Annotated in this window: 14 protein-coding genes and 1 pseudogene; 5 read left to right on the top strand and 10 right to left on the bottom strand. The window is 70.8% G+C overall.

The window, feature by feature from the left end; translation table 11 throughout:
* A pseudogene (locus VHW64_RS09490) lies at nucleotides 1-349 on the bottom strand (hypothetical protein); the annotation flags it as partial.
* Nucleotides 350-409: 60 nt separating this feature from the next.
* Nucleotides 410-820 (bottom strand): DUF2237 domain-containing protein, encoded by a 411-nt coding sequence (locus tag VHW64_RS09485; RefSeq protein ID WP_329650295.1) that lies wholly within the window; start codon nucleotides 818-820, stop codon nucleotides 410-412.
* A gap of 112 nt (nucleotides 821-932) precedes the next feature.
* On the opposite strand from VHW64_RS09485, the gene VHW64_RS09480 reads away from it, so the two are divergent.
* Together VHW64_RS09480 and VHW64_RS09475 are read left to right on the top strand one after the other, a co-directional pair.
* On the top strand, nucleotides 933-1121 hold the full coding sequence (locus VHW64_RS09480; RefSeq protein WP_329650294.1) for a hypothetical protein: 189 nt from the start codon (nucleotides 933-935) through the stop codon (nucleotides 1119-1121).
* Between the two features lie 98 nt (nucleotides 1122-1219).
* Entirely contained in the window at nucleotides 1220-2167 is a 948-nt protein-coding gene (locus tag VHW64_RS09475) for an ADP-ribosylglycohydrolase family protein (protein WP_329650293.1), read from the top strand.
* Here the strand turns inward: VHW64_RS09475 and VHW64_RS09470 are convergent.
* Nucleotides 2154-2525, bottom strand: a complete 372-nt coding sequence (locus VHW64_RS09470) for a DUF427 domain-containing protein (RefSeq protein WP_329650292.1) — start codon at nucleotides 2523-2525, stop codon at nucleotides 2154-2156. The two genes, VHW64_RS09475 and VHW64_RS09470, sit on opposite strands and share 14 nt — an antisense overlap.
* A 204-nt stretch (nucleotides 2526-2729) precedes the next feature.
* On the opposite strand from VHW64_RS09470, the gene VHW64_RS09465 reads away from it, so the two are divergent.
* On the top strand, nucleotides 2730-3686 hold the full coding sequence (locus tag VHW64_RS09465; protein ID WP_329650291.1) for a hypothetical protein: 957 nt from the start codon (nucleotides 2730-2732) through the stop codon (nucleotides 3684-3686).
* Between the two features lie 315 nt (nucleotides 3687-4001).
* On the opposite strand, the gene VHW64_RS09460 is transcribed toward VHW64_RS09465, so the two are convergent.
* On the bottom strand, nucleotides 4002-4397 hold the full coding sequence (locus tag VHW64_RS09460) for a DUF3054 domain-containing protein (protein ID WP_329650290.1): 396 nt from the start codon (nucleotides 4395-4397) through the stop codon (nucleotides 4002-4004).
* Between the two features lie 42 nt (nucleotides 4398-4439).
* On the opposite strand from VHW64_RS09460, the gene VHW64_RS09455 reads away from it, so the two are divergent.
* Together VHW64_RS09455 and VHW64_RS09450 are read left to right on the top strand one after the other, a co-directional pair.
* Complete coding sequence (locus tag VHW64_RS09455) at nucleotides 4440-5498, top strand: hypothetical protein (protein WP_329650289.1); 1059 nt, start codon at nucleotides 4440-4442, stop codon at nucleotides 5496-5498.
* 142 nt (nucleotides 5499-5640) lie between these two features.
* Nucleotides 5641-6039: a DUF2695 domain-containing protein gene (locus VHW64_RS09450; RefSeq protein WP_329650288.1), complete on the top strand. Its 399-nt coding sequence runs from the start codon at nucleotides 5641-5643 to the stop codon at nucleotides 6037-6039.
* Nucleotides 6040-6069: 30 nt separating this feature from the next.
* On the opposite strand, the gene VHW64_RS09445 is transcribed toward VHW64_RS09450, so the two are convergent.
* Genes VHW64_RS09445 through VHW64_RS09420 form a run of 6 tightly spaced genes read right to left on the bottom strand, consistent with a single transcriptional unit; the run spans nucleotide 6070 to nucleotide 14487 of the window.
* Complete coding sequence (locus tag VHW64_RS09445) at nucleotides 6070-7089, bottom strand: dipeptide ABC transporter ATP-binding protein (protein ID WP_329650287.1); 1020 nt, start codon at nucleotides 7087-7089, stop codon at nucleotides 6070-6072.
* A complete protein-coding gene (locus VHW64_RS09440) occupies nucleotides 7086-8117 on the bottom strand; it encodes an ABC transporter ATP-binding protein (protein ID WP_329650286.1) in 1032 nt (343 codons plus the stop codon). The genes VHW64_RS09445 and VHW64_RS09440 overlap by 4 nt, the downstream gene beginning before the upstream one ends.
* Nucleotides 8110-9072, bottom strand: a complete 963-nt coding sequence (locus VHW64_RS09435; protein ID WP_329650285.1) for an ABC transporter permease — start codon at nucleotides 9070-9072, stop codon at nucleotides 8110-8112. Before VHW64_RS09435 ends, VHW64_RS09440 begins: the two co-directional genes overlap by 8 nt.
* Nucleotides 9072-10130, bottom strand: coding sequence for an ABC transporter permease (locus tag VHW64_RS09430; RefSeq protein WP_329650284.1), 1059 nt, complete (start codon nucleotides 10128-10130; stop codon nucleotides 9072-9074). The genes VHW64_RS09435 and VHW64_RS09430 overlap by 1 nt, the downstream gene beginning before the upstream one ends.
* Nucleotides 10127-11848 carry an ABC transporter substrate-binding protein gene (locus tag VHW64_RS09425; protein WP_329650283.1) on the bottom strand — a complete coding sequence of 574 codons (1722 nt, stop codon included), beginning with the start codon at nucleotides 11846-11848 and terminating at the stop codon, nucleotides 10127-10129. The genes VHW64_RS09430 and VHW64_RS09425 overlap by 4 nt, the downstream gene beginning before the upstream one ends.
* Before the next feature lie 50 nt (nucleotides 11849-11898).
* Nucleotides 11899-14487, bottom strand: coding sequence for a glycoside hydrolase family 27 protein (locus VHW64_RS09420; protein WP_329650282.1), 2589 nt, complete (start codon nucleotides 14485-14487; stop codon nucleotides 11899-11901).
* Nucleotides 14488-14519: the final 32 nt, after the last annotated feature.

Raw genomic sequence — 14519 nt, 5'->3', positions numbered from 1 at the left:
CCAGCGCGAAGAACGGCATCAGCACGTGCCCGGCCATCATCAGCCCCATGTCGTCGAGGGCGCCCGACCAGTAGAGCGGGAACAACACGACGAAGCCGGCGTACGCCGACAGGCACATCTCGAGGGTGAGCCGTGCGCCGTGGCCGCGATGGAGCATCCAGGCGACCATCGGCACCGACATGGCGGTGGCCATCACCAGCGAGTCGACCTCGGGCCGCATCACCCAGCCGTCGTGGGGGATCCCGGACGTCGCGAGCAGCCACTGGGGATACAGGACCGCCATGCCCAGCAGCATCGCCAGCGCCATCTCGGCGTACTGGCGGGCGAACACGCGGACCGGTGGCGGCACGTCGCAGACTAGTCACGACGCCCTGCGCAGGGGCAAGGGCAGTTCAGGAAACCCTTGAGGTCACACCAGGCCGCTGAGGTCCGGTGGCACGTCGACCGCGTTCTCCCGCAGCACCGCCAGCGGGATGACCTCCAGGGCCCGCTCGTTGGTGGAGGCGAGGACCACCGGGGCCGCGACCCCGCCCTGGTAGGCCTGCAGCCACCGGGCCGCGACGACGCACCACCGGTCGCCCGGGTCGAGCCCGGGGAAGCCGTACTCCGGCACCGGCGTCGAGAGGTCGTTGCCGACGGAGCGCTGATGCTCGAGGAACTCCGCGGTGACGACGGCGCACACCGCGTGGAGCCCGACGTCCTGGTCGCCGCACGAGCAGCTGCCGTCTCGGTAGAAGCCGGTCATCGGCTCGGTGCCGCACGGCTCGAGTGGCTCGCCCAGGACGTTGCGCTCCGCCGGTGAGCTCGGGATGTCGGCCATGTGCCCATAGTGCCGGGCTGCTCCCAGCCGTCCGAACGGGCGGAGTTTCCCCAATCCCGGGACAACCTCCCTGGCGAACACGTAGAAAGACCGCAGAAACGGGGGTTTCGGGATGCAGCAGCTGTCACCGGACGTGACGATCGCGCGCTGGCGCAAGTACGGCCGCGACCGCCTGTACGTCGCCCTCGCCGACGGCACGAAGGTCGGGTACTGGGACCTCGTCACCGACGAGCCGCACCCCGAGAGACCCGAGCACACCGGACTCCTCGAGTCGGCGTACGCCGGTTGGGTCGGTCGCTGACCAGCGGTGCGACGGCCGGCGGAGCCCCGCTGGTTGAGGAGGTCGCTCTGCGATCGTCTCGAAACCATCGTCCGGGCAGACGTGGCTAGCGTGAGCGCGTGGAGCTGACGCCCGAGCAGGTCGACCGCGCGGTCGGGGCCGTCGTCGCGTCGGCGGCCGGTGACGCGCTGGGAGTGCCCTACGAGTTCGGCAGCGCGGCGTACCCAGGCTGGCCGGCGATGGTCGGCGGCGGTCTCGGTGGGCTCGCACCGGGGGAGTGGAGCGACGACACCGCACAGGCTCTCGCGATCCTCGAGGTCGCCGCCACCGGCGCGGACCTGCGGTCCGAGGAGGCGCTGGACCTGGTCGCGCAGGGCTTCGCCGACTGGTACGCCGACGGGCCCCCCGACGTCGGGATCCAGACGTCGCGCGTGCTGGGCCTCGCGGGTCGCCGGACGACGGCGGCTCGGATGCGCGACGCGGCGCTCGCCGTGCACGAGCAGACTGGACGGAGTGCGGGCAACGGGTCGCTCATGCGGACGGTGCCGGTGGCCTTGGCCCACCTGGACGACGAAGCCGCCCTCGTGGAGGCGGCCACACGCGTCAGCGAGCTGACCCATCACGACCCGATGGCGGGCGAGGCCTGCGCCCAGTGGTGTGTGGTGCTACGACGCACGATCCTCGACGGCGTCTGGCCGGACGACGCCCCACGACGCGGCGAGACCCGTGACTGGACCCAGGTCTTCCACGAGGCTGCCACGCATGCGCCCAGCACCTTCACGGAGAACGCCTGGGTCGTGGGCGCTCTGCAGGCCGCGTGGTCCGCGATCACGCACACCGACGCTCCGGAGCACGAGCCCACTCGCCATCTCCAGCTCGCGCTCGCGGCCGCCATCGAGATCGGCCACGACACCGACACCGTCGGGGCCATCGCCGGCGGCATGCTCGGCGCGCGCTGGGGAGCCGACGCCGTACCGGTCGGATGGGTCTCGCCGCTGCACGGCTGGCGCGACCAGACCGGCGCCGGGCTGGCGTCCCTGGCCCGGCGGACCGTCAGCTCGCGGTGATCTCCACCTGGTTCGGGTAGAACGCGACGTGGCCGGCGATCTCCGCGACCGGCGCATACGGCGTGACGTAGGACCACACGGCGTTCTCGACGACGGTCTCGCCGTCGGTGAGCGAGTAGTAGGACGCGTCGCCCTTGTAGGGGCAGTAGGTCTCGTGGCTCGTCGGCTGCAGGGCGTCGGCCTCGACGGCGTCCAGCGGCAGGTAGAAGACGGGCGGGTACGTCGACTCCTGGAGCACGAGCGCCTCGTCCGTGCTCGCGATGACGCGGTCGCCGAACGCGACGGTGACGTGCTGCTGGGAAGGGGTGACGGTGATGGGGTGGTCCGGGCCCGGGGTGAGGACCTGCTTCTCGGTCATGCCTGGTGCAACCCCACGAGCGCCCCGTCGATTCCGCCGGACGCCACGATGACCGCTCTCGTGTGTCGAGCCGGTCGAGGCCACGGTCATCGGCACCCGGGTGGTGTCGGGCGCGGGTAAAGGGATCCCCTTGGCCCAGCAGGGTCAGGTGTTTTCCTGTGGACCTTCCGTAGGCTTTCCCTCACATCTGGGGGGGTGTGAAACATGGCTGAGTCCGACAAGGTCGTCAAGTTCGTCATGAAGGCGACCGGCGAGTCGTACGAGAAGGTGTCGATCTTCGCGGGCGTTGCCCACGAGACGGTCGACGAGTGCCTCGGCGACGACATCTCGGTGGTCGCGCCACCGCTGGTCGTCGGTCGGCTCGGCTGTCCGGTGCTCGACCGGCTGCTGCTACGGCTCGGAGACGGGCAGTGGCAGCTGCCGGAGAGCGTCGACGTGACGGAGGCCGAGCTGGCCGAGACGCTGATGCTGCCGGTCGAGACGGTCGCGCGCTATCCGCTGGTCGGTCGCTTCGGGCTGCTCGCGCGGTGCATGGACCGACTTGCGATCGACGACGCCGACGCCGAGAGCTACCTACGGATCCTCGACGCCTGGCTCGCCCTGTTCGCGCCGGACTCCGAGGGCCGCGCCACGCCGTACGCCGTCTGGCCGGTGCCCAACCGGGACGCCTTCGAGGGCTGGCTGCTCGCTCGGCTCGACGTGCTCCACAAGCTGGGGTACCCGGTGCGGCTCGCCAACCAGGAGATGGACGGCGTACGCGGTCAACGGCACATGTTCGTCGACGGTCGACGGGCCGACCTGGTGCTGCGGTTCACCCAGGACTGCGAGAAGGGCTCCGCCGACGACTGGCTGGTCCTCGAGAACAAGACGACGGCCGTGGGCATCGGTGCGCTCGACCAGCTGGCGATCTCGGTCGACTGGCTGCGCGCCGAGTCACGCCGGGGCAACGTGCACGGGATGCTGATCGCCGACGGACTGAGCCTCGAGGTCGAGCGCGGCCTGCGCGAGCGCGGCTTCCACTACCAGTCGATGGCCGCCCTCGGGTACCGCCGCTGGGTGCGGCTCCACTCGCCGCTGAAGCCCGAGCCGACCCGCGACGCGACCACCATCAGCTACCCGCAGAACCTCTCGGTCCGCACCTTGGCGGCGGCGCTGCGCTGAGCCGGCCGGCGAGCCGGCGGGGACCGGCCCACCTGCCAGACTCCCCCGGTCGTCGGACGGCCGGGGGAGTCGTCCACGTCTGGACGAGGCGACCGCTCGTCCCGGAGAAGACCCTGAGCGACGGGGGATCGCCGATCAGCGAGAGCTGGTCTCGGGCTCGGACTCGTCGAGCCGACGACAGGGCCCGGTCACCCCGTGTGGCCGGGCCCCGTCGCGTGTCCGCCGCAGCGGGCGCCATGCCGTCCGAGCATGTCGGCCGGCGAGGTCAGGGTAGGTGGGCGTCCGCGCGCTCGGTCCACCCGGATGGGTGTGTTGTCAGCGGCGGAGCCGGAGGCGGGAGCGCCAGGTCTGCCAGCCCAGCGCGAAGCGCCAGCCGACCAGGAACGCGCCGAGGACGATCGCGGCCACCACGATGAACGCCGCCGCGACGCCGGCGCCGGTCGCGGACCTCACCACCAGCCCGATCACGACGGTCCAGACCCAGACCCGGACCCCGGCCCGCACCGAGGTCGGCGCGATCCGCGCGTACGCCGTCACCGCCAGGCCGAGGGCTGTGCCGACGAGGAACGGCCAGGCCGTGTGCCAGACGCCGGGCAGGCTCACGCCCTCGTGGTGGTTGGCGCGGCCGATGGTCGCGAACACCACCACGGCGACCACGTCTGCCCCGACGGCGGCGGGCCAGGCGTTGCGGCGGCGACTGGTCAGGGGCATGAGCCGAGTCTTCCACCGTCCCACGACCCTAGGATCGGGCGGGTGACCGGGGGCGTGCGCGTCGTGGAGGAGCCGGACGCCGTGGCGTGGGGGCGGGTCCGCGAGGTGAGCGTGGTCTGCCTGGTCGAGGACCCCGACTCCCCCGGTGGGGCCGAGCTCGTGCTCCACCAGCGCGACGGGCGATGGGCGGTGCCAGCCGGACGTCGTGCGCCGGGCGAGGACGTCTGGGACGGCACCGTGCTGCGGGTCCCGCTGGAGACCATGGGCTTCCGGCGGCAGGACACCCATGTCTTCGCCGTGCTCGATGAAGGCTCGCATGTCGCCTTCTGGGTGAACGGCGGGAGGTATGCCGGCACTCGGCTGCACGCGGCCGACGTCTCGTGGTGGTCGGGCTCGGTGGCCGCGGGCGCGAGTCTGCTGCGCTCCCAGGGTGACGACCTGGCGGCGACCCTCGTCGAGACCGGCGAGGAGTCTCGGCGGACGATGACCTACGAGCGCCGCACCGCTGACGGTCACCGCACGCTGGTCGGCGCGTACCTCGCGGCGGACACCCCGCAAGGCGGATCAGGCTTCGGCGGGTCGGATGCGGAGTGGCGCGAGGCCCGCGGCGTTCTCGTCGACGCCCTCGACCCGAGCCGCTCGTCGGTGCGCTTCCTGGACCACGGGTGTGCGAACGGGCACCTTGCGGTCTCGATGGCGGACTGGGCTCGTGAGGCCGGGATCGAGCTGGATCCGTACGGCGTGGACATCGCGCCGGAGCTGGTCGCGCTCGCGATCGCCGACCACCCCGCCCTGACCTCCCACTTCTTCGTCGGCGACGCGCTGAGCTGGGTGCATCCGGCCGGGGAGCGCTTCGACCTCGTCCACGTCCTGCTCGACGTCGTACCCGCCGACCTCCATCGCGAGCTGATCCAGCACCAGCTCGACCACGTCGTGGCCGGAGACGGGCGGCTCGTGCTCAGTGAGTACGGCGACCCGCCGTCCAGTCCATCGGCCGAGGCTCACGTCACCCGGGCCGGCCACCCGGTGTCCGGCCGCACCCGGCAGCCGACCCGAGCCGGCCGTGCCCGCGGCTTCCCCAGCGTCTGGATCGATGCCTAGGGCCTAGGGAGACGTGCTTTGCCGGAACCCTGACCGTCTCCTGTGGACAAGTGCTCCGAACCGGGCCTTCGGTGTCGGTGGTGATCGGTGGACTGACGTGTGACCCGTTGTCCCCCACCCGCGACCAGGATGTGAGCGCTCCATGACCGACATGACGATCGACGAAGAAGCCCGGCTGTACCTCGAGATCACCGCGGAGCGGCTCACGCGAGTGCGCGAGGGGGAGTGCCTGTTCTGCTACGTCGCCCGGATGCTCGAGGAGCACGGGTGTGACACCAGCCTCCGTTTCACGCGGCTCTACCGGGAGCGACGGGCGCCACGGGCGACCTCGCTGGAGCGGCGGCTGGGTGCGATGGGTGGCTTCTGCGACTGCGAGATCCTCCTCAACGCCATGAGCGTCGCCCGCTCCGAGAAGAGCTATGACGAGGGGTCGGAGGAGTGGCTCCTCCCGGAGCCCCGGGCTGCCTGTCGAGGTGTACGTCGCGGGTCGACGCAGAGCTGCGGCATCTGGGAGCGTCGGCGCCGCGGCGAGGCGTGGTGAGTCGGTGGCCGACGAGGCGGGCGAGGCCGGTCAGCCGCGCCTCTCGGCGTCCAGGAGGCCAGGACGCACTCCGGGGTCGCCGTCGCGGACCCGGGGGTGGTGGCAGGCGACCTGTCGCGTCGGGCCGAGCGGCACGAGCACCGGATGCTCGGTCCGGCACACGTCCGTGGCGATCGGGCACCGGGGGTGGAAGGCGCAGCCCGTTGGCTTGTCGATGGGGCTCGGTACGTCCCCGCGGAGCACGATCCGCTCACGTGCCTGCACCTCCTCGCCGGCAATCCCGGGGATGGCGGACAGCAGAGCCTCGGTGTACGGATGCGCGGGGGCGGTGTAGAGCTCATCGGCGCCGGCGATCTCGACGACCTCGCCGAGGTACATGACGGCGACCCGGTCGGAGACGTGCTCCACGACGCCGAGGTCGTGCGCGATGAAGACGTAGGTGAGCCCGAGGTCGGCCTGAAGCTCTGCCAGGAGGTTCAGCACCTGCGCCTGGACCGACACGTCCAGAGCGGAGACCGGCTCGTCGGCGATGACCAGCGACGGGCTGAGCGCGAGCGCTCTGGCGATCCCGATCCGCTGCCGCTGTCCGCCTGAGAACTCATGGGGGTAGCGGCCGGCGAGCCCGGGGTCGAGGCCCACGCGCTCCAGGAGGTCGGAGACGCGGCGTCGGATCGTGGCCCGGTCGCCGACGCGGTGGATGCGCAGCGGCTCGGCGATGATTTCGCCCACGCGCACTCGCGGGTTCAGCGACGAGTACGGGTCCTGGAAGATCATTTGGAGCCGCTGCCGGACCGGGCGCAGCCGGCGCCGCGACAACCGGGTGATGTCGGCACCCTCGAACTCGATCCGACCCTCGGTCGGCTCCACGAGGCGCGTGAGGCACTGGCCCAGCGTCGACTTCCCGCAGCCCGACTCGCCCACGATCCCGAGGGTCTCGCCCGACCGGACCTCGAGGGAGACGCCGTCGACCGCTCGCACGACGTTCTTGCCTCGGCCGCGCCCGGCGAACTGCTTGGCCACGCCCTCGGCGCGCATCAGCACCTCGCTCATCGCAGCGTCGCCTTCCGCAGCTCGTCGCGCTCCTCACCCGGGAGCCAGCAGGCGTCGAGGTGACCCAGGTCGCTGCCGGTGGCGAGCAGCGGCGGCGTCTGCGTGCACTCGTCCATCGCCCAGGCGCAGCGCGTGCGGAAGACGCAGCCCGACGGCATGGCGTGGGGGTTGGGCGTGAGCCCCGGGATGGTGGGGAGCACGGTCTTGCGGGTATGGGGCCGGGGGATCGCGCCGAGCAGCCCCCAGGTGTAGGGGTGGCGCGCCGCGCCGACCGTGGCCTGCTTCTCGCCCACCTCGACCGCGCGCCCGGCGTACATGACGATGACGCGGTCGGCGATGTCGGAGATGACTCCCATGTCGTGGGTGATCATGATGACCGATGAGCCGTAGCTGCCTTGGAGTCTGCGAATGAGGTCGAGGATCTGCCTCTGGGTGGTCACGTCGAGCGCGGTCGTGGGCTCGTCGGCGATCAGGAGCCGTGGGTTGCAGGCCAGCGACATGGCGATCATCGCCCGCTGCCGCATCCCACCGGAGAACTCGTGCGGATAGCTGCGCGCACGCCGTGCGGCATCGGGGATCCCCACCTCCTGGAGCAGCTCGACGGCGCGGTCCCACGCCGCCCGGCGACCCACCTGCTCGTGCGCCCGGATCATCTCCACGATCTGCCACCCCACCGTGTAGACCGGGGTGAGCGCGGTCATCGGGTCCTGGAAGATCATCGCGATCTGGCTGCCTCGGAAACGGTTCAGCTCCTTGGGCCGCAGGCCGATCAGCTCGGTGCTCTCGAACCGCGCCGAGCCGGTGACCTCGGCGTTGGGATCGGCGATGAGCCCCATCATCGAGTACATCGCCATGCTCTTGCCCGAGCCCGACTCCCCGACGATGCCGAGCACCTCGCCGGACGCAACCTCGAACGACAGGCCGTTGACCGCCTCGACGGCTCCGCGTCGGGTGTGGAAGGTGACCCGGAGGTCGCGCACCTCCAGCAGTGCGCGCTCGGCGGTCGGACTCGTCGCGGCCTCAGGCATGACGCACCCGCGGGTCGAGGATGCTGTAGAGGACGTCCACGACGGCGTTCGCGGCGACCACGAAGAACGCGGCGTAGAGCACGCAGCCCATGATCACCGGGAGGTCGAGGTTCTGAAGGGAGTCCCACGTGAGCTTGCCGATGCCGGGCAGCCCGAACACCACCTCGGTGAGCAGGGCGGCACCGCCCACCAGCGACCCGAAGTCGAGCCCGAACAACGAGACCACCGACGACAGCGAGCAGCGCAGGGCGTGCCTCCAGAGGATCCGGCGTTCGGAGAGCCCCTTGGCCCGGCAGGTTCGCACGTAGTCCTCCGACAGGGCACTGATCAGCTCGGCGCGCAGCACGCGGGCGTAGATGCCGCCGTACAGCAGCGCCAGCGTCAGCCACGGGAAGAGCAGGTGCAGCGCCCACGAGCCCGGATGGGTGATCGAGACGTACCCCAACGGCGGGACCCACGAGAACAGCCCGGTGTGGAGCTTGTCCTGGGTGAGGAGGTTGACCATGGCGCCCAGCCAGTACGCCGGGACGGAGACCGCCGCGATGCCGGCCAGCGTCATCAAGGGGTCGACCAGCGTGCCGCGGTACATCGCCGCCAGCACTCCGCCGCCCACCCCGATCACGAGCCAGATCACCGCGGCACCGAGCACCAGCGAGAGCGTGACCGGGGCGGCGTGGCTGAGCTGGGGCACGACCCTGTCGCCGATGTTCACATACGACGTGAGGTCGCGCTTGATGAACAGGTGATCCATCATCAGGGCGTAGCGGGCGGGCAGCGGCCGGTCCAGGCCGAAGGTCTGGCGGACCTGGGCCAGCACCTCCGGCGAGGCTCCGCGGCCGGCGATCCGGGCGGCCGGGTCGACACCGGGAGTCGCGAAGAAGATCAGGAAGACCATGACGCTGATCGCGAACATCACCAGGACCGCGGACGCCAGGCGCTTGAGTGCGAACCCCATCAGATGCTGCCCCGCAGCTTGGCCTTCGGGTCGAGCGCGTCGCGGACGGCGTCGCCGAGCAGGTTGAAGGCCACCGCGGTGATCACCAGCATGATGCCCGGCGCCGTGGCGACCCAGGGACGGGTGTAGAGCAGGTCGAGCCCGTCGTTGATGATGGTGCCCCAGCTGGCCTGTGGCGCCTGGACACCGATCGACAGGAACGACAGGGCCGACTCGGTCAGCATGTTCAGCGCGATCATCAGGGGCAGGAACACGATCACGCTCGGGAGCACGTTGGGTAGGAGCTCACGGCGCAGCACGCGCAGCTCGCTGGCCCCGAGCCCGACCGAGGCCTTGACGAACTCGCTCTCCTTCAACGACAGCACGTGGCCCCGCAGCGGCCGCGCGACGTACGGCACGTAGATGAGGGCGATGATCACGATCGGGAGCATGAGACTCCCCGCAGAGACGTGCAGGGGCCCGAGGTCGAGGCCGCTGGTGAGCAGCACGACCGAGAGACAGATCGCCAGCAGGTAGACGGGGAAGGCCCAGATCACGTCGAGCACGCGGCTCAGGATCCAGTCGGTGGCCCCGCCGAGGTAGCCGGCCACGATCCCCACGAGGGCCCCGAGGACGCAGCAGATCACCGCGGATGCCGTGCCGATCAGCAAGGTGGTCCGGCCGCCGTACAACAGCCGGGACATGACGTCGCGCCCCTGCCCGTCGGCGCCGAGGAAGAAGCCGGAGAGGTGCCAGGTCGGCCCGATCGGCACGACTCCGAGGCCCAGGCCCTGCGTGCTCTGCTGGAGGATCGCGGCCCGCTTGCCGTTGACCACCGTGGTGCCCGTGACGTTGGAGCTGAAGGGGTCGGTGTGGGCGATGTGGTGGGCGTAGAGCGGAGCGCACAGGCAGGCGCCGACCACGACGACGAGCATCACCGTCGAGGCGATCGCGACCGGGTTGTGCAGCAGCTGGCTCAACGCCACCCGCCACGGCCCGGGAGACCGCTCCGCGCCGTCCTGCGTCGTCGCGCCGACCAGACCCTGGCCGCTCTCGAACGGCGTGTGGAGATCGCTCACTGCACCCACAGCTGGTCGACGAGCATGTAGTACTGGAGACTGAACTGGTAGTGGCCCACGCGCGAGGACGTGAAGTCCACGAGCTTCGGGGTGATCAGCGGCACCAGCGGGGACTCCTTCATGTAGTCCTCGTCGATGGTGCCCCACTGGGTGTTCGCGGCGGAAGGGCTGGTGACGCCCAGAGTGTTCGCGGCGTCCATCTTGGCGTCGAGGCTGTGGTTGCAGTAGCCGGCGATGTTGATGGAGCTGTCGCTGTGCGGGTGGAACGACGCGCAGGAGAGCAGCACCTGGAGGAAGTCCGCGGCCGCCGGGTAGTCCTGGTACCACTGCGTCAGAGCGAGCTGGACGTGGTTGTCGGTGTTCTGGATGTAGGTGAACTGGATGTTGTTCGACAGGGGCTTCAGCGTCGCCTTGTAGCCGAGCTGGTTGAGCAGGCTGGTCAGGTAGGAGCCGATCGACTTGTTCACCGAGTCGTTCTGGACGACGACACCGACCTGCTGGCCGGCCGTGCCCGAGGCCTGGACCAGCGCCTTGGCCTTGTCGAGGTCGGGGGCGGTCCAGGTCGTGCCGCCGCCCGCGGTGTAGTTGCAGAAGTCGCGGTGACCTGGGAAGCCGGGCGGCAGGATCGTGCAGGCCGGCTGCGCCAGCGAGGTCCCGCCGTAGAGGCGCACCACCGCGGCCCGGTCCACCGCCCAGTTGATCGCCTGTCGCGCCTTGACGTTGTTGAACGGCGGGATGTTGCTGTTGAGCGTGAGGTACCACATCGCAGTCAGCGGGTTCACGTGCGCGCGGTCGCTGTACTTGCTGGAGATCTCGACCAGCCGGTCCGAGGGCGGCGCGTCGTACATCCAGTCGGCCTGGTTGTTCTCGACGGCGGTGACCTCGGACTCGGCGGTGAGTCCGAAGGTCTCCTCGATCTCGTCGGGGTAGCCGGCCGGCTCCGCCTGCGCCGACCACTGCTTGAAGTAGGGGTTGCGTTTCATCGTCAGCGCGCTGTTGGGGGAGTAGCTGGAGAAGTAGTAGGGGCCGGTCGTCGGGATCGGCGTCGTGCCGGCGTCCTTCGAAGGCGCCGATGCGGGCAGGATCGAGGCGAAGGGCATCGCCAGCTGAGCCTCGAACTGCGGGTCGGCCTGCGTGAGGTGGAAGGTGATCCGGCCCGTCTTCGCGTCGGCCACGACGCCGCCGTCCAGGGTGCACGTCGCGGGGGTCTTGAGACAGGCGTCGGCGCCGACGAGCACGTTGTACCAGGACCCCGCGTTGGGGCTGGCCACCTTGAAGATGCGACGGAACGACGCGACGACGTCGGCGGTGGTGACGGGCTTGCCGTTGGAGAACCTGATCCCCTGGCGCAGGGTGAACGCGTAAGTCTTGCCGCCGTCCGAGACCTTCGGCATGGCCGTCGCCAGGTCGGGGACGAGGTCGACGGACTGCGAGCCGCCGACCCGGGCGTAGGTGATGAGCTGGTCGTAGGTCGCCTGGTAGAGCTGCCAGTACTGCAAGGTGTAGTTGACCTGGGGGTCCAGCGTGCCGCCCGCGGACTGGGCGACCAGGTGCAGCGTGCCTCCGGTGTGACCGGCCGCGTCACCGGTGGCGCTGCTCGAGCCGGCCGGGCCTCCCGTCGGCGACGTGGACGGCGAGCTGCCGCCGCATGCCGTGACGGTGAGCAGTATGGCGGCAGCCGCAGCGGCGGCAGCCGGGTACCTTGGCGTGACCCACATCGGGAGCCCTCCTGGTGGTTGGGGTGAGGGGCGGGAGTGGTGGGCGGTGACTACCGCCGACGTCGAGCGTCGACGGTAGCCACCCCGGGGGAGCCCACCGAGCCTGTGGTCGGGTCGAACGAGATCGCCTGGCCGTCGAGGTCCACCGCCGTGCAGTGGAGTGCCGCGGCTGCCGTCGGGCAGGAGACCGACTCGAGGCCGTTCCCCTCCGGGTCGAGGGCGATCAGGCCCGCGGCGGACACGGCGCCCGTCGTCGGGTCGAACCCGACCTCGTCGCCGCTCAGGTCGACCGCCGCGCAGGTGGTTGTCGTGGGGCAGTCGACCGAGGTGAGCACGCCGAGCCCAGCTGCCAGTGCGTCTCCCTCGAGGGCCGTGACGCCCGCACCCGCGGTCGCACCCGTCGTCGGGTCGAACGTCGTCTCGTTGCCGCTGCCGTCGACGACCGTGCACTGGGTCGTGCTCGGGCACGACACCGAGGAGACGCCGTTGCCGGTGGCCGGGTCGACCGCCGTGACACCGGCAGCGCCGATCTGGCCCGACGTCGGGTCGAACGTCACCTCGGTGTCGCCGCTGTTGCCGCCACCACCGACCGCGGTGCACTGGGAGGCGCTGGGGCAGTCGACGGCGTCGAGGTAGGTGTCGGGGTCGACCGCCGCGACGCTGGGGTGCGGGCGGCTCGACGCCGGGTCGAAGGTCACGGCGTTCCCGCTGCCGTCGACGACGGTGCACTGCGTGGCCGTCGCGCAGTCGACCGCGGTGGGCTGTCGCCCGGCGTCCACGACCCGGCGGCTCGCGTGCTCGGCGCCCCGACGACCCAGCGTGAACGTGGTCGCAACGCCCTCGCTGTCCAGGGCCGTGCAGCGGCTGCCCGGGCACGAGACCGAGACCAGGGAGCTGTCCGGGTCGAGGCTCTGTCGCACCGACCGCCCAGGAGTCGAGGGGTCGAAGGTGACCAGCCGGCCCTGGTTGTCGACGGCGGCACAGGCGGCGGACGTCGGGCACGACACGGAGACCAGGTTGCCCGGGCCGCGGTAGGTCGCGGTGGGGTCGGACGGATACGCCACCGCGTCGGGGACCGAGGGCGTCGTACTCGTCGACAGCCCACTGGTGTGGCTCGCGTGACCCGACCGGGAGACCGGTGAGATCCGGAACATCGCCGTGGCAGTGGCGGGCACGTCTGCCTCGACTGTGCCGTCGGACGTCGTGGTCTCACCCGACCAGAGGTCCTGGACCCGGTAGCTCCCGGCCGCGAGTCCGAGGTCGGCGGGGCTGGCGGTCATCGTCGCTGCGTCGGTGGCGCTCTCGTTGAACAGCGTGACGGCGAGGTCGCCGTTCGCCAGCGGCTTGGCCATCTCCAGATGCGTCCCGTCGAAGGTGCCGACCACGTGCGCGGGCGATCCGAGCGGGTCCTGGTCGACCGCGATGACCCGCTTGTTGCCGAAGACCGAGACGTCGAGGGCGAGCTGGTCCTGGGTGGCGGCGGTGGTGTCCGGGCCGCAGCTGCCCGGGCACAGGTTGGTCGACATCAGCAGCGGCATCGCCATCTCGGAGAACATCGACATCTCCGAGCGGTCCTCGTCGGCGGTCAGCGAGCCGTTGCCGACCTCCATGGGGTCCGGGTCGACCCAGTGACCAGGCCCGGTGAGGGCGTCGTACGTCGTCGCGTCCGCGTTGACCAGGCCCACGACGCTGCCCGCGGCGTGCTTGCCGGTGGCGGTGAAGTTCGCGTTGGCGTCGCCCGTGGGACGGTCGAGCTGGGCCATCGGCAGCCCCCACTGCTCGGAGCCGGTGGTGCCGGCGCCGGCGATGCTCACCACGGTGTGCGGCGCCTGGGCGCGGATGGCGTCCACCATCGCGGTGTACATCGTCGTCTGCGTGGTCTGCTGGTCGGTGTCGTAGGCCGGGTTGGCGGCGAACGTGGGACCGCCGAAGCCCTGGTTGCCGGGCGCGGCGTCGATGCCGACGTACCCGGTCGGGGCGTTGCTGCCGGGCGGGACGGTCGTGTCGGAGCACCCCCAGTCGAGCTTCACGTAGTCGACTCCCCATCGGGCGAGGTTGCGCGCGTCGACGTCGTCGAACCCGTAGCTGCCGGGGATCTCCTCGCAGTTCCAGCTGTTGCTGGCGTCGTAGTAGACGCCCATCTTCAGGCCGAGACCATGCAGGTAGTGGCTCACCACCGCGAAGCCGTCGTCGGCACACGGGCGCGAGGGCGGGTAGGCGTAGGAGTTCAGGTACAGCGATCCGTCGGGCAGTCGACCGTTGACGGCGCCGCAGGTCTCCGGGTCCTGCGGCGTCGGGTCGGTCACCCCGTAGGTGTTCGGGCTCGCGAGGCCCTCGAGGTCGTCGTAGCAGCCGTCCTGGTTGACGTAGCTGTAGCCGTCCTTCTCCAGGCCGGAGTCGTGGATGAACCTCGCCACGGCCTCCAGGTTGCGCGCTCCGCTGTCGCAGGCGTAGGCATCCCAGCTGTTCCAGCCCATGGGAGGCGTCGCCGCGAGCTTCGGGGTCTTGACCGCCTGTTGCGTCGCGGGCGCTGACACCGCGGATGCTGGCGTGTGGCTCGTCGCGGCCTGCGCCGTGCCGACTCCCGCCAGTGCGGCTCCGACCATGGCCATCAGCTCGATGACGACTGGTACGCGCATCTTCATGCTCCTCGTTCAGGCCGGCGTCTCCG

This window comes from Nocardioides sp. (assembly GCF_036267815.1).
Classification (GTDB): Bacteria; Actinomycetota; Actinomycetes; order Propionibacteriales; family Nocardioidaceae; genus Nocardioides.
This window is presented reverse-complemented; position numbering and strand designations above follow the sequence as displayed.